At 41.3% G+C, this 19,564-nt stretch carries 20 protein-coding genes; 5 read left to right on the forward strand and 15 right to left on the reverse strand.

All coding sequences use genetic code 11. From position 1 onward, the window contains the following. Positions 1 to 28 precede the first annotated feature (28 nt). From ACJROX_RS20095 to ACJROX_RS20125, 7 genes are all read right to left on the reverse strand, one after another. Entirely contained in the window at positions 29 to 997 is a 969-nt protein-coding gene (locus ACJROX_RS20095) for an ABC transporter ATP-binding protein (protein WP_408006976.1), read from the reverse strand. Next, positions 994 to 1,986 (reverse strand): ABC transporter ATP-binding protein, encoded by a 993-nt coding sequence (locus ACJROX_RS20100; RefSeq protein ID WP_408006977.1) that lies wholly within the window; start codon positions 1,984 to 1,986, stop codon positions 994 to 996. Before ACJROX_RS20100 ends, ACJROX_RS20095 begins: the two co-directional genes overlap by 4 nt. A gap of 8 nt (positions 1,987 to 1,994) precedes the next feature. Then, positions 1,995 to 2,891: an ABC transporter permease gene (locus ACJROX_RS20105; protein WP_408006978.1), complete on the reverse strand. Its 897-nt coding sequence runs from the start codon at positions 2,889 to 2,891 to the stop codon at positions 1,995 to 1,997. A gap of 232 nt (positions 2,892 to 3,123) precedes the next feature. Beyond that, a complete protein-coding gene (locus ACJROX_RS20110; protein ID WP_225064031.1) occupies positions 3,124 to 4,044 on the reverse strand; it encodes an ABC transporter permease subunit in 921 nt (306 codons plus the stop codon). A gap of 55 nt (positions 4,045 to 4,099) precedes the next feature. Beyond that, positions 4,100 to 5,665 carry an ABC transporter substrate-binding protein gene (locus tag ACJROX_RS20115; protein ID WP_408006979.1) on the reverse strand — a complete coding sequence of 522 codons (1,566 nt, stop codon included), beginning with the start codon at positions 5,663 to 5,665 and terminating at the stop codon, positions 4,100 to 4,102. A 15-nt stretch (positions 5,666 to 5,680) separates the two neighbouring features. Beyond that, a complete protein-coding gene (locus tag ACJROX_RS20120; protein WP_408006981.1) occupies positions 5,681 to 6,673 on the reverse strand; it encodes an asparaginase in 993 nt (330 codons plus the stop codon). A gap of 3 nt (positions 6,674 to 6,676) precedes the next feature. Further along, the gene (locus ACJROX_RS20125) at positions 6,677 to 7,846 is read right to left on the reverse strand and encodes an ROK family transcriptional regulator (protein WP_408006982.1); all 1,170 of its coding nucleotides are present in this window, start codon (positions 7,844 to 7,846) and stop codon (positions 6,677 to 6,679) included. 301 nt (positions 7,847 to 8,147) lie between these two features. Here ACJROX_RS20125 and ACJROX_RS20130 point away from each other — a divergent pair, with 301 nt between their 5' ends. Continuing rightward, positions 8,148 to 9,038: an ROK family protein gene (locus tag ACJROX_RS20130; protein WP_408006983.1), complete on the forward strand. Its 891-nt coding sequence runs from the start codon at positions 8,148 to 8,150 to the stop codon at positions 9,036 to 9,038. A 469-nt stretch (positions 9,039 to 9,507) separates the two neighbouring features. On the opposite strand, the gene ACJROX_RS20135 is transcribed toward ACJROX_RS20130, so the two are convergent. The 6 genes from ACJROX_RS20135 to ACJROX_RS20160 form a co-directional block, all read right to left on the reverse strand. Next, a complete protein-coding gene (locus tag ACJROX_RS20135) occupies positions 9,508 to 10,704 on the reverse strand; it encodes a M20 family metallopeptidase (protein ID WP_408006984.1) in 1,197 nt (398 codons plus the stop codon). Between the two features lie 55 nt (positions 10,705 to 10,759). Further along, on the reverse strand, positions 10,760 to 11,449 hold the full coding sequence (locus tag ACJROX_RS20140; protein WP_408006985.1) for an amidohydrolase family protein: 690 nt from the start codon (positions 11,447 to 11,449) through the stop codon (positions 10,760 to 10,762). 297 nt (positions 11,450 to 11,746) lie between these two features. Then, entirely contained in the window at positions 11,747 to 11,968 is a 222-nt protein-coding gene (locus ACJROX_RS20145) for a hypothetical protein (protein WP_408006986.1), read from the reverse strand. A gap of 36 nt (positions 11,969 to 12,004) precedes the next feature. Continuing rightward, positions 12,005 to 13,201 (reverse strand): hypothetical protein, encoded by a 1,197-nt coding sequence (locus tag ACJROX_RS20150; protein ID WP_408006987.1) that lies wholly within the window; start codon positions 13,199 to 13,201, stop codon positions 12,005 to 12,007. 53 nt (positions 13,202 to 13,254) lie between these two features. Then, positions 13,255 to 14,511: an amidohydrolase family protein gene (locus tag ACJROX_RS20155; RefSeq protein ID WP_408006988.1), complete on the reverse strand. Its 1,257-nt coding sequence runs from the start codon at positions 14,509 to 14,511 to the stop codon at positions 13,255 to 13,257. Between the two features lie 156 nt (positions 14,512 to 14,667). Then, positions 14,668 to 15,393 carry an alanyl-tRNA editing protein gene (locus ACJROX_RS20160; RefSeq protein WP_408006989.1) on the reverse strand — a complete coding sequence of 242 codons (726 nt, stop codon included), beginning with the start codon at positions 15,391 to 15,393 and terminating at the stop codon, positions 14,668 to 14,670. 168 nt (positions 15,394 to 15,561) lie between these two features. On the opposite strand from ACJROX_RS20160, the gene ACJROX_RS20165 reads away from it, so the two are divergent. Genes ACJROX_RS20165 through ACJROX_RS20180 form a run of 4 tightly spaced genes read left to right on the forward strand, consistent with a single transcriptional unit; the run spans position 15,562 to position 18,879 of the window. After that, positions 15,562 to 16,023: a RidA family protein gene (locus ACJROX_RS20165; protein WP_408006990.1), complete on the forward strand. Its 462-nt coding sequence runs from the start codon at positions 15,562 to 15,564 to the stop codon at positions 16,021 to 16,023. Positions 16,024 to 16,034: 11 nt separating this feature from the next. Next, on the forward strand, positions 16,035 to 17,018 hold the full coding sequence (locus tag ACJROX_RS20170; RefSeq protein ID WP_408006991.1) for a threonine/serine dehydratase: 984 nt from the start codon (positions 16,035 to 16,037) through the stop codon (positions 17,016 to 17,018). A gap of 2 nt (positions 17,019 to 17,020) precedes the next feature. Next, entirely contained in the window at positions 17,021 to 18,238 is a 1,218-nt protein-coding gene (locus ACJROX_RS20175) for an amidohydrolase family protein (RefSeq protein WP_408006992.1), read from the forward strand. Next, positions 18,235 to 18,879: a transcriptional regulator gene (locus tag ACJROX_RS20180; protein ID WP_408006993.1), complete on the forward strand. Its 645-nt coding sequence runs from the start codon at positions 18,235 to 18,237 to the stop codon at positions 18,877 to 18,879. The genes ACJROX_RS20175 and ACJROX_RS20180 overlap by 4 nt, the downstream gene beginning before the upstream one ends. A gap of 33 nt (positions 18,880 to 18,912) precedes the next feature. Here ACJROX_RS20180 and ACJROX_RS20185 read toward each other — a convergent pair whose 3' ends face one another. Further along, a complete protein-coding gene (locus ACJROX_RS20185) occupies positions 18,913 to 19,137 on the reverse strand; it encodes an ImmA/IrrE family metallo-endopeptidase (RefSeq protein WP_408006994.1) in 225 nt (74 codons plus the stop codon). 13 nt (positions 19,138 to 19,150) lie between these two features. Further along, on the reverse strand, positions 19,151 to 19,474 hold the full coding sequence (locus ACJROX_RS20190; RefSeq protein ID WP_408006995.1) for a hypothetical protein: 324 nt from the start codon (positions 19,472 to 19,474) through the stop codon (positions 19,151 to 19,153). Positions 19,475 to 19,564: the final 90 nt, after the last annotated feature.

Below are 19,564 nucleotides of genomic sequence, written 5' to 3' on the forward strand. Positions count from 1 at the left end.
ACTGACCCTTTGGGAACAACGTCTTTAATCAATATAAATGACATGCTGTATATTGTTCTCTACCTAGTTGCTTGAGTTCCGGTACTATTTTCCTGCAGATCTCCATCGCAGCCGGACATCTTGTATGGAACTTACATCCGCTGGGAGGGTTTGCTGCACTTGGAATCTCCCCGGTTAGTACAATCGTTTCACGTTTCTTTTTTGGATCTGGTTGGGGGATGGATGACAATAACGCTTGTGTATAAGGATGTTTCGGATCTTCGAATATTTGTCGTTTCCTAGCGATTTCGACCAGATTCCCTAAGTACATCACGCCGACTCGATCGCTGATGTGTTCAACTACACTTAGATCATGAGAAATGAATAGATACGTAAGACCGAATTCTTCTTGCAGATCTTTCATCAGATTCAAAATTTGTGATTGGATAGATACATCTAAGGCCGAAACTGGTTCGTCTGCAATGATCAGTTCAGGTCGTAAAATCAACGAACGGGCAATTCCGATTCTCTGCCGTTGTCCACCGCTGAACTCATGTGGGTATTTTTCCAAATGGAATTCGCTAATTCCGCATTTATCCATAAGCTCTGTTATAAGCTTTTTCTTCTCATCATTTGGCATTTTGGGATAGTGGATCTTCAATGGTTCCAATAAAATATCTTTGACCTTCATACGTGGACTAAGAGACGCATATGGATCCTGGAAAACCATTTGCATAGGTTTGCGGTATTTCTTCCAATCTTTTTCAGAAATATTCGCGAGGTTCTTTCCTTTAAAGTTGATCTCGCCTGAGTCTGCTTTTATCAAACCATTGATCAAACGTCCTGTGGTTGATTTGCCACAGCCTGATTCTCCGACCAATCCGAACGTTTCCCCTTTTTTGATGGAAAATGAAACCCCATCCACTGCCTTTACATACTTCTTTTCAGCAAACCACTTTTTTGAAAGTGGAAAATGTTTTTTAACGTCTTTTATGTCGATCAATACTTCATCCTTCATTCGGTCATCGCCCCCTGCCTTTGGTCTTGATAAAGCCAACACCGGCATGAATGTCCGTCTTCTTCGATTAAACCTGGTTCTTCCGTATGACAAAAATCCATCACATCTTTACATCTCGGTGCGAATTTGCATCCTGTCGGCATATTTGTCGGGCTCGGAACTGTACCTGGGATTGAATGGAGCCTCTTGCTGCCTGATCCGATTTTTGGAACGGAGGCAATCAACCCTTTTGTATACGGGTGTTTCGGATTTTCAAATAATAATTCTACAGTCGTTTCCTCGACAACTCTTCCCGCATACATGACGATAACACGATTGCAAACTTCAGCAACGACCCCTAAATCATGTGTGATCATCAAGATCCCCATGTCATTTTCCTTTTGAATCTCTTTCATCAAACTCAATATTTGTGCTTGAATCGTAACGTCCAATGCCGTTGTCGGTTCATCCGCAATCAACAAAGATGGTTTACATGAAATCGCCATCGCAATCATGACCCGTTGTCTCATACCGCCTGATAATTGATGCGGGTATTCATCCATAATGTCTTTCGCCCGCGGTATACCGACAGACTCCAGTACTTTTACCGCATGTTCAGCCGCATCTGCCTTTGACATCTTCAAATGGAGCTGGATCGGTTCTCTCAGCTGTTTACCGATTTTTAGGACTGGATTCAAGGATGTCATCGGTTCTTGAAAGATCATCGCCAATTCTTTCCCGCGATAACCTTTCATACTCGATTCGGGTAATCGAAGTAAATCATAATCGTTATAATTGACTTGCCCTCCTGTTATTTTCCCAGGTGTATCATGTAAAAGTCTCATAATGGATAGGGAGGTTACACTTTTCCCACACCCGGATTCCCCGACGATCCCGACGATTTCACCTTTATCAACATGAAAGCTGATCCCATGTACGACAGTTTGCATCCCTTTATCAGTTTTGAAGGCTGTTTGTAGATTGTTTACTTGGAGTAAGTGATTCATCATTTCCCTCCTTAGTCTTTTGTTTTAGGGTCTAACACATCTCTCAACCCGTCACCTAATAAATTGAACGCTAAAACGGTCAGGAAAATAATCAACCCGGGAAAGAAGACGAGGTGAAAGGATGAATCGATGTAATCTCTAGATTTACTTAGCATCGCACCCCAGTCTGGAGATGATGGTTCTGCACCTAATCCTAGAAAACTCAAACTCGCTGCAGCTAATATGGCTGTTCCTACTTTCATCGTAAAGTACACTATGATGGTCGGTACGGTTTCAGGAAAAATATGTTTCCAAATGATACGTCGATTGCTTGCCCCGATTGATCTTGTTGCCTCAACAAAAAGCATTTCTTTCGTCTCTAACGTGGCACTGCGGACGATTCGTGCAAATGATGGAATACTGAAAAAAGAAACCGCAATGATGACATTTCTTAAACCAGGTCCCAAAATCGCAACAATACCGATTGCCAAAATCAAGTCAGGGAATGCAAATAACACATCACAAACCCTCATGATCGACCGATCCAGCAACTTCCCGAAAAAACCGCTGATCAATCCAAGAATCGTACCGAAAACCGCACCCAGCAATACTGCTGAAATACTGACCGATAACGTTAATCTCGCTCCTACTGCCAATCTGCTTAATATGTCTCTGCCAAATTCATCCGTACCGAAGAAATGCTCGAGGGTAGGAGACTCAAGAACTCGATTATAATCAGGTTTTGCAGGATCATATGGAACGACAGACGGACCGATGATCATGATGAGAATCAGGAAGAGAATGAAGAAAAGGGAAATGAGTGCAGGCTTTTTCTTACGGAACTCTTTCCAGAATTGATGAAAGTGTGTCTCTTTTCGTTCATTCACAATTCGGTCCGTGGTAACAACTTCAGGTTGTATGTTACTCATATTAAACCTCCATACAAACTTTTTTAATAAGTTTTTTATGCACAGATGTAATGTCTAGCTCCACCGCCTTGGTGATCGAGGTCGCTTCGATTCTTCCGCAAACACAAACAGCGTGTTATCTCCAGTACTTGCACTCCAAGGATAAGTGAAACTTAAGTAAGCTACTTCGCTATGCTCGGCGCTGACTTAGTTTTCTTTATCGAACCTGATCAAGTCGCTTCCGTTTTTCTATTTATTGGTAGCGTATTTTCGGATTTAAAAAGCTGTAAACGATATCGACAAGCAGGTTCACTAAAATGAATTGTAATGAAAAAAGTAAAATTTCCGCTTGGACCACCGGGTAATCTCTCATTTGAATCGAATCGATCAATAGTCTTCCGAGTCCCGGAAAGCTGAAAACGGTTTCAACGACTACTGAACCTCCTAATAGAAAACCAAACTGAAGCCCTGCAATCGTTACGACAGGAATCAATGAATTCTTCAAAGCATGTCCAAAGACAATTGCATTACCACCAAGCCCTTTTGCTCGACCAGTACGTATATACTCTTGCTTCATCGTGTTCACGAGCGAAGATCGCATAAATCGTGCAATCATCGCCATAATGCCTGCTCCTAAAGCGAACGAAGGCATCAGGTAGCTTTTCCACCCCTCAGCACCCCCAGTCGGCAACAACCCCAATTGGACAGAAAATAGTTGAATCAATACAAGACCTACCCAAAAGTTTGGAAGGGATATACCGGATACAGCCGTCAACATACCGAGATGATCCGGCCACTTGTTTCGAAACACGGCAGAAATGACTCCAAGTAAAATACCGACAACGAGTGCCCAACCGATACTCATGAAGGTCAGTCCAAGTGTGGGCATGATTCGTTCACCGATCAACTTGCTGACAGGTGCACCGGATTGGATCGAATATCCCAAATTACCAGAAAGTAAATCTTTTAAATAGAGTAGATATTGTTCGATTAAAGGTTTATCCAGACCGAGATTTTCCCGGATTGCTTGTACTTCCTCTAACGTTGCTTTTTTACCAGCTATCAATCTAGCTGCATCTCCAGGGATTAGATGAATGAACATGAAAATTACGAATGACACAACAAGTAAGAGAGGTATTAGACCAAGAACACGTTTCAATATGTACTGCCACATTTCGTTCAGCACCTCCAAAAAAGGGGAGCTAATCGTGATCAGCTCCCACAGGATCTTATTTTAATTGCGCCTCTTTAATGCTGACGGATCCATCAGGTAATACGTAAACACCTTCTAAATGATCGTGATACCCTGATAATATCGTATCTGATGCTAAGAAAATCCATGGTGCATCATCATAGACTTCGCTTTGGATCTTCGCGTAAATGTCCTCTTGAGCCTTTGTATCGGATGTTTCATTAGCTGCATCGATCCATACATCTACTTGACTATTATTATAGTAAGCTGTATTCGCTCCATTCGGTGGGAAGTGCTCACTGCTGAATAGAGAGCGGGTTGCTCCATCCGCATCACCTGATGAAGGAGACCAGCTTACATACCACATTTGAACCTTTGCCTCTTCTGGAGTTTTTGGTGTGTAGATCTCATCAGATAATGTCCCCTCTTCCATCGACTTGATTGTGACATCAATTCCGATTTGTGCGAGCTGCTGCTTTATGAGTTCCATCCCTTTTAAGGTTTCAGAGCTCGTATTACCCCAGATTTCGGCTTCAAATCCATCTTCGTATCCTGCTTCATTCATTAATTCCTTCGCTTTTTCCAAGTTGAATGTATATGGTTCCTGATTTGAATAATATTGTGTTTCAGAAGACATGGTTGAACCCAGTATTTTTCCATATCCATTTTTGACAACTTTTATATATGCCTCTTTATTTACAGCATAGTTCATTGCCTTACGAACTTTTTCATTAGTGAATGGTTCTTTGAATGTATTGATCGATACATACCTTGCGATTGTTGAAGGCGTTTGTTCGATAACGACGCCATCTACATTTTCCAGTTCTTTAACATCTTGTTGAGGAACCGGATAAACGAAATCAGCTTCCCCCGTTTTCAACATGGCAGCCCGTGCCCCATTTTCCGGGACCGGCTTGAACGTAACTTTTTCGACATTGGTTGATTCAGGATTCCAGTATTCATTAAAACTTTCAACAACGAGTGAATCACCTTGATTCCATTCTTTAAATTTAAATGGCCCTGTCCCTACAGGATTCAAACGAATATCTTTGCTGTTGTCATCAATTGCTTTAGGGCTGATCATTGGGACCATGGCAAATTTGTTCAGCATAGCACTAAATGGCTGATTAAGGACAAATTTAACCTCATAATCATTTGCGATTTCGAGACGATCGACGTACTGAAAATTCCGTTTTGCACGAAGATCATCATTTTCATCCATGATCCGATCAAAGTTTGCCTTTACAGCAGCAGCATTAAACGGCTCACCATCATGGAAAGTAACACCTTCTCTAAGTTTGAATGTATAGGTCAACGCATCTTCACTTACGGAGTAATCCTCTGCCAAAACAGGTACTACGTTCATATTTTTGTCAAACCCGACAAGCCCTTCATACATAGCCCTTGTACCAAAAATTGAAACCGTATCTCCAGCGTTATGTGGATCAAGTGTTACAAAGTTTTGATCGATGGCAATCGTGATTTCCTTGTTATTACTTTTAGCAGCTCCATCGGTACCTGAAGTAGAATCAGATGAACAAGCCGAGATTACCAGCAGGACGGTGCTCAGCAAAAATAGTTGACCTAGCAATCGTTTTTTCATCTTTATTCCCCTTTGTCATAGTAAAATTTTTGTTTCACCTATGTCTTTCCCATTGTCATTTTGTATGTTGTAGGATCGTAATTGTAATAAACGATCAATCGTTTCTGTATTGCTGTAATTCAACGTTTTCAATAATTCGGCAACCAATACCGGCCAAACGAGTTCAGATCCGCTTAATACTTTTAATGCGATGCTGATTTTCTCCTTTTTCAACGCGAAACAGTAAACCCCCTGTGCACCTCCTTTTGCAATGATATTTGGATCTTCAAGCAATACCGTGCAGATGAAGTGATGCGATGCAACGATTTCTGGTTGTGCATTCATTACATTGGCGATATTTTTAACCGCAGTGGCTGTTTGTGTATCTTTAATAAGATCCGGGACAACAAATTTCAAAAACGAAATCGCGATATTCTTCAAAGGAACACCATGCACTGGGACACCGCATCCATCAATCGCAGTATTTATTTGGTTTACAGGTGTTTCAGACAGTTCAGCTACATCACGGAGAATTTCTTGCTGCAAAGGGTGGTCGAGCTGTTCATATCTAGTTAACTCATAACCTCTGTCCCTCGCATATGCCAAAAACCCTAGATGTTTGCCAGCACAATTATGTAATAGTTTACGTTTTGGCTTATGGTCCCAAATGTATTGCTGTCTCGGTATTTCGTTCAGCGGATAGCTGTGATTGCAGACTAGAAGTTCTTCTGACAGCCCAAGTTTATTCATCAGACTTTCTAATGCAGCCTGGTGATAGTGTTCTCCTCGCTGTGAAGCGGTAAATAAAGCAGCCTCGTGATCATCAAGATGATACTTCTCGATGACATTTGTCCGAAACACTGGTATTGCTTGAATCGGTTTCATTGCAGATCGATAAAATACTGGATGATCCGATCCCCCCTTCTCATAGACGATTTCTTTTTTATCATTAAGAACACAAATTACTCCCTGGTGCGTATTTTCCAAACTTCCTCCCCTGTGTTCTTCAGCAACTATTGGAAATGTCATCATTTATACCTCTCTATTAAAATAAATCGTTTTAATGAAATGGCGCTGGACACTCATTGCTGCTCCTACTACAACCCCATCCACCCCTGTTTTTGTCTTTCTTAATTGGAAGGTTTGGGTGACAGGAGTCCAAATTTGATTTTTACACTTTTCTAGAATTCGTTCTGTTACTTCCGGATAATCCTCGATCAGACAACCAGCCAGGACAACCGTATCTGGATTGTACATACAAACGACATTATTGATCGTAATTGCTGCGTAGGTTATCGCTTTGTCCAATATGTTCACTGCCCATTTTTCTTCCTTTTTGTATGCCGTAAACAATTGATCCATACTGTTAACCGGCATTGTTTTGGACGCCTCTTCCAAAAGAAACTTCTCTGCGATATACGTTTGCAAGCATCCGAAATTACCACAAGGGCAATAAATACCATAAGGATCCACGATCGTATGACCGATCTCTCCTGAAAAATTCCCTTCCCCACGGTAGATTTCACCTTTCGTAATCAATGCAGACCCGACACCGCTCCCAAATCCAATCATCGCCATCGTTTCATGTTCAGGATCAGCTTCCATGTTATATTCAGCCAGCGCTTTCAATTTCAATTCATTATCCACAAATACCTGAAAACCTGATTGTTCTTGTAACAGTTCCTTTAATGGAACCTGCTTCCAATCGAATTGTGCAGATAATTTTATATTCCCCGTTTCATTTTGAATAAGACCAGGCAAACCTACACAAACACCAACTATCCTTTCCAACGTGATATTTTCCCGCTCAATGATTTCACGAATGTTATTGGAGATGAATCGTACCGTTTCACCCGGATCAGTAGGCTCGTAATCAATATGTTCTAACACGATCAACTTTCCAACAAAATTCATAAACCCGATACGAATATCCTTTTGGTCAATCTCTACACCGATCGATAAAACAGAATTTTCATTTGGAATAAAATATGTTGCCTTTCTCCCAATCCCTTCACTCATTAAATTGACTTCACGAATTAGATCCTCATCTAATAGAGAAGCTACAATCCTCGAAGCGGATGTCGGGCTCATCAGCGTCCGTTTCGCAATTTTAGCGCGGGAGATTGGTCCATCATTTAGGATCATTTCCAGTACTAGACTTTGATTTTCCCGTTTCAAAAAATCTTGGTTTTTGATTTTCATTCGATCACCTTATTAACATTATGTTATTTATTATTCTTAATTTTTATTATATACTAGTAAAAAAATGAATAATAAGACTTATTTGGTCGCTTTTTTACTTTATTTTCTCCTGTGGAGTTATTAAGTAGTATAAAGTAGCAGGAAATGTCCGTCAATAGATTTTTGAAAATTTCAATGTTTCAGAAAGGTGTGTGGGTTTTCTTGTGAATTGAAATCTAAAGTATAGATAGAAGACACTGATCACTTCCGATTATGGATTTATGCAGGATATCGATTTTTTATTGTAAAGGAGACTGTTTACGTGTTTAGAATAGGGATAGATATCGGTGGTACGAAAATAAAATGTGGATTATTTAGTCAACGAAATCAACTTTTGTACATTGAAGAGATTCAGACCCCGAAACATGCGATTGTGGAACAAATCATCTCGACTCTTAAAACACTCATTGCTGGAAAACAGATACTTGGTATTGGAGTTGCTTCGGCTGGAATTGTAGATTTTAAACAAGGGATGATTACGAGTGCAACAAATCTTCCATCACTGGAAAAAGTGCCATTAAAAGATTTATTAGAAATGACTTTTCATGTCCCTGTCATTGTAGATAATGATGCAAACTGTGCTGCATTGGCCGAGGGTGTTGCGGGGAGAGCAAGATCAGTAAGTAACTATATTTGCATTACGCTTGGGACAGGAATAGGCGGAGGAATTATACATAATAAGAGATTGGTGCATGGGAAGAATGGTTTTTCTGGAGAAGTAGGTCACATGTCGATTTTTCCTGATGGCATCCCTTGTAACTGTGGTAAAAAAGGTTGTTGGGAAAAATATGCATCCGGAAAAGCATTGGAAAGAATGATACAATCCGATCCACACCTGGTTTCGAAAAAGTTTACCCCGAAGCAAGTGTTCGAAAGATACGTAGAGGATGGTGCAAGTAGAAAAATCATCGACCAATTTATTGAATATTTATCTATCGGGATTGTCAACCTTCAATATTTAATTGACCCTGAAATGATCGTAGTCGGAGGCGGGGTTATAAATTCAAGTGAACAATGGTGGGACGCTTTACTTAAAAAGGTTGCAAACACTTCATCTATTCCAGTCAATTTACAACAAGCAGAATTGAAGAATGATGCCAGTATGATCGGTGCAAACCTGTTGATAAATAATGATTTAGTTGTCAGCAATTGATAATGAACAATAGGCTGTAGTCCTTCATACTGTTCGTTATTATTTTGTATTTTTTGCAAAATAACATTTTAAAGATTTGACAGGGTTCAGTTTTGCCTCTGTCCCATATATTGAAAACACGTAAGGAAGAGTTTACAGGTACTGTAAAATAAACGAATACTTTCACCTGAATCCTTGAAATTCATCGTTTTTACCTCATTTTTAAATTATTCACATGTGTAACCAGGTTAGTAATGGTACTAGAATCAAACCTACGATATACATTGATATGCAGCCCCCCAAGAGTAGAGTACTCCCTAACTAAAGAAGGAGTAAATCTAGTACAAAAACTAGAATCCCCGGCATATTAGGGTAAACATATGCAAAATAAATAACACATTTAGATATGAACTGGATACATAGTAGAACACTAGTTATGTAATTAAAACCGGCTTGGGAAATCCGATCCCAGCCGGCTTTTTGTGATTCTTTATCGTTCCACAGGAACTTGAGATTGTTTCCTCGCGTATTCAATCACTGCTTTTCCAAGCGTTTTTGCTGCTACCAACATCGCTTTTTCATTAACCTTAAATTTAGGATGGTGGTGAGGATATGTTTCCTCCCATTCCGGATCTCCTGCTCCTGTGAAGAAGAACGTTCCTTTTACATGCTGGAGATAGTAAGAGAAGTCTTCTCCGCCCATTTGCGGAGCAGTTTCATATACATTTGTCACTCCTGGAACTGATTCAGCAATCTCTGCTACGAATTCTGTTTCTTCTGGATGGTTTACACATGCCGGATAACCTCGAACAAACTTATACTTATAATCAGCGTCTGCAGAAAGGCACGCTCCTTTTACGATACGCTCGATTTCCGCTTCTACTAAATAACGCACATCCTCTTTAAAAGTCCTTGCTGTTCCTGTTAGCTCCACTGAATCCGCGATAACGTTAAACGCATTTTTTGCAACAAAATTCCCAACGGAAACAACCGCTGATTCCAGTGGATCAACGCGGCGCGCAACGATTTGCTGAAGGTTGGTTACAACCTGGGAAGCGATCACAACAGAGTCTTTGGTTAAATGAGGCTGGGCACCGTGGCCACCTTTCCCCTGAATAGTAATATGGAATCGGTCTGCCGCTGCCATCGCTGGTCCCGAACGGAATCCTATTTCTCCAACATGTGCGTTAGCCCACAAATGAGTACCAAAGATAACTTCAACGCCTTCGAGGCAACCGTCTTCTATCATCGCGATTGCGCCGCCAGGCTGATACTCCTCTGCATGTTGATGGATGAATACAATTGTTCCTTCAAGCTCGTTTTGTATACGATTAAGAGCTTTTGCAAGGATAAGCAGTTCTGCAGTATGGCCGTCATGGCCACATGCATGCATAACGCCATCGACTTTAGACTTGTGAGGAAGATCGGTTTCTTCCTGAATCGGCAGCGCGTCAAAATCAGCTCGGAGAGCGATCGTCGGACCTGGTTTCGCCCCTTTTAGTTTAGCAACAACGCCACGACCCCCGACCCCTGTACGAACCTCATGGCCTAACGCCGTATGGTAACTGGCAATATACTTAGGAGTTTCTACTTCTTCAAAAGAAAGTTCAGGGTGCATATGAAGATGACGGAAAACCTCCACCATTTCAGGGTACAATTGATCAAGCTGCTGGAATAACTTTTCCATACAAATGACACCATCCTAATTGTTTATTTAATGAAATGATACGACTTATAGAAATCTATATACTTACTACTGCTTGCTCCTTTACGTTATTAGAAAAGTAGCATTGGCCTTCTTTAAATACTTTGGCAACCTTGCGTAAAACTGAGATGTCATCAAGTGGATTTCCCGGGACAAGCAGCAAGTCCGCCACCTTTCCTGCTTCAACAGTGCCTGTTTTATCATCTAGTTTCATCGCCTCTGCTGCTATCTTTGTCGCTGAACGAAGGACATCATAATGGTTCATACCGTTCTTTGCCATCAGCTCAAGCTCTGTCACAAAGTCACCGTGTCTGTTAAAAGGTGTTCCGGCATCGGTTCCTGCCGCAATTTTTACACCTTTCTGGTAAGCTTTATAAAAGCTCTTTTGATGGTCTTCCATTACTCGCTCCGATTTTTGTACGGCATGTGCCGGTATTCCAGCTTCGAGTCCATGTTCAACGATATTAAATGGTGCTGCAAGTGTTGGCACTAGGAATGTACCTCGCTCAAGCATCATGTCGATCGCTTCGTCATCTAGGTAAATGCCGTGTTCAACTGTTGTAATTCCAGCACGGATTGCATTTTTGATCCCTTCCATGCCCTGTGCATGAGCAGCAGTTGTTTTTCCTGCATTAGTGGCCTCTGTACAGGCGCATCTTAACTCATCTTCATCCAGCTGTTGAGAGTTTGGATCTACTCCCGGAGTCATCACTCCGCCCGTGGCCATTAACTTTAGAAGGTCAGCCCCTTTTTCAACTGTGTACAAGCAGCTTTTCGGACTTCATCGACACCGTCTGCTTCAATCGCCATCGAGTGTCCATGGCCACCTGTCATTACGATTGGTTCTCCTGAAGCAACGATACGGGGGCCTTTTACGACCCCTTTCTCAATCGCTTTCTTAGCGCTATATCCACGTTGTCTTTCGAGCCCACATTACGGACTGTCACAACACCGCTTTCGATTTGCTTTTGAGCGTTGCGGTATGCTTTATAAGCATCATCGGCTTCTGTATTTCCAAGGCTATCTACAAAGGATCTGCATTTCCGTCCATTGTTAGATGAACGTGGCAGTCGATCAAGCCAGGTAAACAGGTTAGGCCTTTACCATCGATCACGTCATCTGCATCCGCATCTTTCACATTCTCTCCGATACCGATGATTGCTTTTTCATCGAAAAGGATCGTGGTTTCTACTAAATTAGAACTTGTCCCATCAAACAGCTGAATATTCGTTATTTTTGTCCTCATACGTTCCTCCATCAAACTTAAAGTTTAATCGGTTAGTTATGAAAAAGTGCTCATTAGAATACTCGCAATTAAAATAGAGGCGGTGGTAACTGTTGTAAACCCTCCTACAAGCATCGGGGATAAAATTTCGTTAAAAATATAATCCTCCTCATCTTTGTTTTCCCCAACACTTCGGGCCACTTCTTCACATACAAGATAATCACCCGGGAAGCCGTACATCGCTGTTAATGCAACCGGAATCCCTTTGTTAATATCCCACTTTACAAGCTTTGCTCCAAGGATCCCTCCAAGGATAATACCAACAGCTCCAATTAGTAAGATCGTGAATACTGCAGGTATGTTTTGTATAAATAAGCCAAATGTTACTTGATTCATAGAAGGAATAATAACAAAGATTACACCGACCATTCCCACCCCGAAGGAATTCGCCCGTTCCATCATTTTGTCACGGTAGAAACCACCCAGTGTTCCTACCAAACCAATCACAAGTGCCCAGATACTGTAGTGAATGCCAGTAAGGTTTCCTACTAAAACCGCTATTGACCCACCAAGGAACAGTTGGAAAAGCAAGATAGAAGGCGTCGCATAACGGTCTGGAATCCAGTTTTTCTTAGTAGCTTTTTCAACTTCTGTTTCAACCGATTTATGCTGAACAGGCGCTTCAGCAGTAGCAGCAACGAATGGCTTGCTACCCATTCCCTCTTTAACTTTTACCGCATATTTACGAAGGAAGTAAGTAGTTAACGGAAGACCTATTAAACTCTGAAGAGAAAGGATAAGAACCGGAATTGTAACCAGTGCTGTCAGACCGAGAGCCTGTAACTTTTCAGATGTGACAACATAAGCGATGATTCCACCGGTTAACGGGCCAGTTCCTGCGGCAGCTGTCTTATAACCGAAAATCGGAGAAACAATTAATAGAATTGTCGTAGCAGCAATAACGATTCCGATCAACGCAATGATAACCGACTTATACTGCTGCCTGATTATTTTCATAGGGATAAGCGTACCCATATGAACGATTAACGGAGCAATTAATACCGCCCCAACAGTTGAGAATGTAGAGTTCGCAACAAGATCTTGCGGAAATACTCCGACCCAAAGTAAGACTAGATATCCTAACAAAACAACTAATAACATTGGTACCCTTGCCCTGGTTTTGATGGAAACCACTTCTCCAACCGCAATCAAAGCAAGAATGATCATTGTGGCAATAACCGGTTCATTTAACAAAGATATCCCTTCCCCTCAATCATTTTCACATTACGTTTTCCCCTTTTTATATACTAGATGAGTTCAACTTCTTTCTTTACAGCCTCACCATTTTTATAACGTTTTCCACCGACGTATACTTGTTTGATGTTATTTGTGTCTAAAAGAACAGATATATCCTCGGCCGGGTTTCCGTCTACAATGATTAAATCAGCAAGCTTCCCTTTTTCAATAGTTCCAATTTCATCTCCAAGCCCGATGGCCTCAGCTGAAGTTTTTGTTCCCGAAACGATTGCCTCCATCGGTGTAACACCAACATCGTTTACGAGCAACTCGAGCTCTAAAGCATTCCCGCCATGAGCGACAGGATCACAGCCTGCAAAGTCAGTACCAGCGGCGATTTTCACACCAGCTGCATAGGCTTTTTTCATGTTTTGGATGTGAAGGTCATAATAAGTGCGTGCTTTCCTAAGTCCAAATTCCGGAACGCCGTATTGGTCTCCAACATCTACAATTCGTTTCACGATGGCTAACGTAGGAACGAGGTAGGCTTCGTTTTCAAGCATCAATTCGATTCCTTCCTCATCAATCAAAATTCCGTGCTCAATGGTTTTTACGCCGGCTTTAAGTGCATTAATAATACCCTGGGTGCTCTGGGCATGGGAAGCAACGTAAGAGCCTACTGCTTCCGCTTCATAAACAATCGCCGAAATTTCCTCTACAGTCAGCTGTGGAGAACGCGGATCGTCTTTTTCAGAAAGAACGCCCCCTGATGAGCAAATCTTAATGAAGTCTGCACCGGCACGGAATTGTTCACGCGCTGCTTTACGGCAATCGTCAACCCCGTCACACGTACGGTTCATATTGAATTCTGGAGGGAGCATATGGATGTCACCATGTCCGCCTGTTTGTCCCAAAATTTTGTATGAAGTCTTCACGCGTGGCCCTTCATAGACCCCATCCTTAATCAAGTTTCTTATGTGGAGGGCTACTGGACTTCCGACATCACGGATTGCGGTCACGCCTGCGTCAATAAGTTTTGGCAAATCTTTTAAAGCTCGTCCCATCTGAATTTCTGTCGGTTCGAGTACCGCCAGCATTAGATTAAGGTTTTTGACGCCGATCAAATGAACGTGGGCATCGACTAGACCTGGCATTATCACCTTGCCTTCCACATCTACTATTTCGACATTTTCGGGAACTGGGATTAGATCAACCGGGCCAACCGCAGTTATTCTCTCTCCGTGATTTAAAACACCTGCGTTTTCAATGACACCACCGCCATTTCCATCAATTAACAAGCCACCTTTTAATAAAACTTGATTAGCCATCACTTACTCCTTTCAAAATTATTAAAATTTTCTGTAAGTTTATCTTATTAAAATTGCATAGTCAATGCTTTACATTAAAAAATTTTTTATATTCTAAAAATTTGGCATAAATTAAAAAGGACGGAATATTATCCATCCTTTTGCAAGTCGTCATTATTATATTGGTGAGACTGTAGTAGTTCTAACCTCTAATCGGGTTCCACCTTTCCCTTTGTTTTTCACTTTATCTAAGACTACTCCTCCGATTTCTTTCGTTTGACCAACGTGTGTACCGCCACATGCCTGTTCATCAATATCACCGATTTTTACGAGGCGTATTTCCTTTACAAAAGAAGGAATGAGATTAACCACTGTTTTAATCGCACCTGAGATTTGTTTCGCTTCTTCACGCGGCAGCACTCTTGAGCTGATAAGATGGTTAGCCTGGATTTCCCTGTTCGCCTGTTCTACGATTCGGTCAAAATCCTCTTTTCCCAGTGAATGGATTTCTGTTAAATCAATACGTGCCCGGTCTGAATAAATCTGGTTACCGGTACATAACGAGCCATATACTGTATTGAACACACTTGCAAGAACATGGAGCAGGGAGTGATGTTTCATAAGGCTGTAGCGTCGATTCCAATCAATGATTGCAGTTACTTCTCTTTCTTCCAATCCCTCGGGATCTTTTACATAGTGGACAATATCGCCATTTTCCTTTTTCACCTTTTTTACTTCATATTCCCGTCCGTTTTGTAAGAGGTGACCTGTATCATGCTCCTGCCCGCCACCTGTTGGATAAAAAACCGTTTGATCCAGTTTCACTTTGTTCCCTTCCACTTCAACTATATTTGCCTGACATTCCTTAAGGTAACTGTCTTCTAAAAATAGTTCTACTGCCATTGCTCTCCTACCTTCCCCTTCATTCCATTCAAATTTAAAACTAGGGTAACATAATTCACTCATAAGTTAACAAAAAATTGTTATAATTATAAAAATTTTGTTGTTTATATTGAATTTTTAGAATATTTAGTTATAATTAGTTTACTATCTAACAAGGAGGCCTTTTATTTGCTGATCGAAGACAAACTTAAAGATCTTGGCTATGAATTTCCTGATTCCCCTCCCCCATTAGCCAATTATGTGACGGTTAGAAGAAGTGGGAACCGGATCTATACCTCAGGTTCAGGTCCAATCGTTGACGGAATTCCCAGTATCCAGGGTAGGGTCGGGAGTGAGGTTACCCTTGAGGAAGCCTATGAAGCAGCGAGCTTAACAGCAGTAAATTTATTAAGCATGCTGAAATCCGAAGTCAGTGATCTCAGTCGAATCCGAGTGATTAAGCTTTTAGGTTTTGTAAACAGCAGTCCCGATTTCTTTCGACAGGCAGAAGTAATCAATGGTGCATCAGACCTTTTTGTAGAAGTGCTTGGTGAAAATGGCAAACATGCAAGATCTGCAATCGGAACAAGTATGCTGCCTTTTAATATTCCAGTAGAAATCGAAATGATCGCAGAAGTAATCGATAAATAGGAGGAAATAAAATGATCGTCAGTTTAAATGAAATTAGACAAGCCCGCTCGAACCTAGCTGGTGTTATTAATAAAACCCCTCTTCAATACACCAAAACTTTCTCAGACATCTCTGACAATGAAATCTATCTAAAACCTGAAAACCTTCAAAAAACAGGATCTTTTAAAATTCGTGGTGCCTACAATAAAATCGCTAATTTAAGTGAAGAAGAAAAAAACAACGGTGTTGTAGCCTTTTCCGCCGGAAACCACGGAGCAGGAACTGCTTATGCCGCTCAACAGGCTGGAATCAAAGCAACGGTCATTATGCCAGAAAATCCAGTACCGAGTAAGAAAAACGCGATTACGCAACTATACTGTGCTGAAGCGATCGAATATGGTACTGATTCGATTGCGATGTTCAACAAAGCACTTCAGATCAAAGAAGAAGAAGGACGAGCTATGATCCACCCATTTGATGATCCGTTTACAATCGCAGGCCAGGGGACAATCGGATTAGAAGTTTTAGAAGAACTTCCGGAAGCAGATGCGATCATTGTCCCTGTAAGCGGAGGAGGCTTGATCTCTGGAATCGCTGCAGCCGTTAAAGAAATTAAGCCAACCATAAAGGTTATCGGCGTTAATACAGAGGGTGCTACTGCGATGTATACTTCCCGTAAAATGGGAGTACCAACAGAAGTAGAAGTCAACACGATCGCTGACGGTCTCATGGCCAAAAAGCCGGGGGATTTAACGTTCGCTCATACCCAGAAATACGTAGATGACCTCGTTCTTGTTTCTGAAGAAGAGATCGCCAACTCTGTAGCTTTTCTTGCAGAAAGAGCGAAGCTGGTCGTAGAACCATCAGGTGCAGCGGCTATCTCGGCAGTGCTGCATCACCATACGAGTCTTTCAGACAAAAAAGTTATAGTAATGGTAAGCGGGGGCAATATCAGCTTCGAACTCTTCCAGGACCTCATTCAAAAATACAATGAGAAAATTTATGCGGGTGTTTGACGATGAAGACAAAGATTAGGAATATCAGGTTGGTTACGTGTGCTGGTGATGAAGTTATCGAAAAAGGAGACATACTGTTCGATGAGTCAGGAATTCTCGATTATGGCCCAGACATCGAAACGGGAACTGGTTTAGAGGTAATTAACGGAGAGGGACTCACTGCTCTACCAGGTCTTATTGACTGTCATGTTCACCTTGGCATGGACTGTTCTCCTGATCCATTTAAACAAATTGCACAGGATGATGAATCCCAGACTTCCCACCTAGCCCGTAAACAGGGACAAGAATTTTTAGAAGCCGGAATTACAACCGTTCGCAATCTTGGTACCCGGTACAATGCAGATATTAAGTACCGTAATGCGATTAAGGCAGGCCATGCGACGGGTCCTCGTATTTTTGCAGCAGGAAGGCCGATTGTAATGACCGGCGGCCATGGTCATGTGATGGCGATAGAAGCTGACGGAGAAGCAGAAATAAGAAAGGCAGCAAGAACACAGTTGAAGGAAGGTGCTGATCTGTTAAAGCTGATGGCGACCGGTGGAGTATTAACAGAAGGGAATGAACCTGGTTCCACGCAGTTAAGCGAGTATGAATTAAGCTGTGCCTGTCAGGAAGCACAAAACGCTAACAAGACAACTGCCGCCCACGCTATCGGAAACGAAGGAATCAAGAATGCGATTAGGGCTGGCGTTACAACAATTGAACATGCTTATCTGCTCGACGACGAAGCCGTAGCATTAATGAAAGAGAAAGGTACCTTTGTGGTGCCTACTTTAATTGCACCTACTCTTATTCTGGATCATACGCAAGGCATCCCATCTTACATGATTGATCAGGTTACGGAACTGATCGAAGAACACCGGATAAGCTTCAAAATGGCTCGTGCTGCAGGCATTCCGATTGCATCAGGAACAGACGCCGGTACTCCTTACAACTATCCAGGATTACTGGCAGATGAACTAGCATTGTACATTCTTGAAGGAATGACAAACTTGGAAGCAATCCAGTCTGCGACCATTACAGCTGCAAAAACCATTAAATCTGACCATATTCTCGGATCTTTAGAAAAAGGAAAAAAAGCCGATATCATTCTTGTAGAGGGTAACCCCTTAGAAAACATCCTGGCATTAAAAGAAGTAAGAACTGTTTTCCTTGGAGGAAAATCTGTCTATCAAAAAGAAAAATCGTTATCAACACTACGAGTGGGGTTAAGCACATGATTACTGAAAAACAAAGCATGAATCCTTTGTTAAAACCATATATCTCAGTCGCCGAAGGAATCGCAAAGACTTTTGGAGAATTCTGCGAGGTTGTTCTTCATGATTTAACAGATTATTCATCCTCGATTATTGCCATTTTTAACGGCCATGTTACAGGAAGGAAAGTCGGTTCCCCGATCACAAATCTCGGATTAGAAATTATTAAAAAAGGGTTGGATGGCGAGGATAATCTAATAAATTATTCCAATACCTCTCTTCAACAAAAGTCTATAAAATCAAGCTCGATGATTATCCGAGATGAGGCTGGTAATATAATTGGGTGTTTATGTATTAATATTGATACCGCTTACTTAAAAATGGCAAAGTCGTTTATTGAAAACTTGATCTCTAATGAACCGGATAACCATAAAAAAGAAGAATTCTCCCCGTCGATTAATGATTTAAAAGGACAACTAATCAATGAAGCGGTCGAAAGAATAGGGAAACCGATTCCGCTTATGAACAAAGTTGAAAAAGAAAAATTTATTTCTTACTTAGATAATAAAGGCCTGTTCTTAATCAAAGGGGCTATTCAAACGGTTGCTGATTTACTAGGTATTTCTAAGTATACGATGTATAACTATTTAGATAAGAACTGCTAAACAAACAATAAAATTTTTGTAAGTTTCTAAGTCTTAACTGTATTTTCCTGTGTCATAGCCGAAATGATGGAAAACCACATACGCCACAACTTCAGCCTGCGCTTCTTTGATTCGGCTTTCTTCCTGTTTGAATTTCGCCTCCTTTGAATGGAGTAAATTATCCGCATATTCATGGATCAGCGTCTTTAATTGCTGCTTCGGGTTCCGTTCTTTATAAATGGCGATAAAATTTTCTTTTAGGTGAAAGTACCTGTTCACTTCTCCGGTGTTTTCAATTTGAACGGGGATCCTTTCGTGAAGAAGGCTTTTTTTTCGGTTTCTCCCCCATCTTCCAGCATTTCAACGGCGGAATCGGGAAGATTTTTTCCATCCGTTTAACTGCAACGAAGATATTCACATACCGGAATCCGGAAAACTCCTTTTTCTCCTTGTCGTCGTCCTCCTTGTCCTTCTTCTTCCGGATCAGTGGCCCTAAGATTTTGATCGCCTTTTCCCCCTTTCTTGACGTATCGTCCATCCTTCTTCCATTCATTGAATCCCTTGACAAGCGTAGTTTTCCGGCTTCTACATAAAAATAAGAATCGTATTGGAACATCAGTTAGTTTTTTCAACGATCCAAAAGGGTAGACATAAAAAATGAACTCATAATTCCTGTACCAATGAAAATTAAAATCCCAGTCTTTCA

Source organism: Pseudalkalibacillus sp. A8, assembly GCF_045920555.1.
Lineage (GTDB): Bacteria > Bacillota > Bacilli > Bacillales > Fictibacillaceae > Pseudalkalibacillus.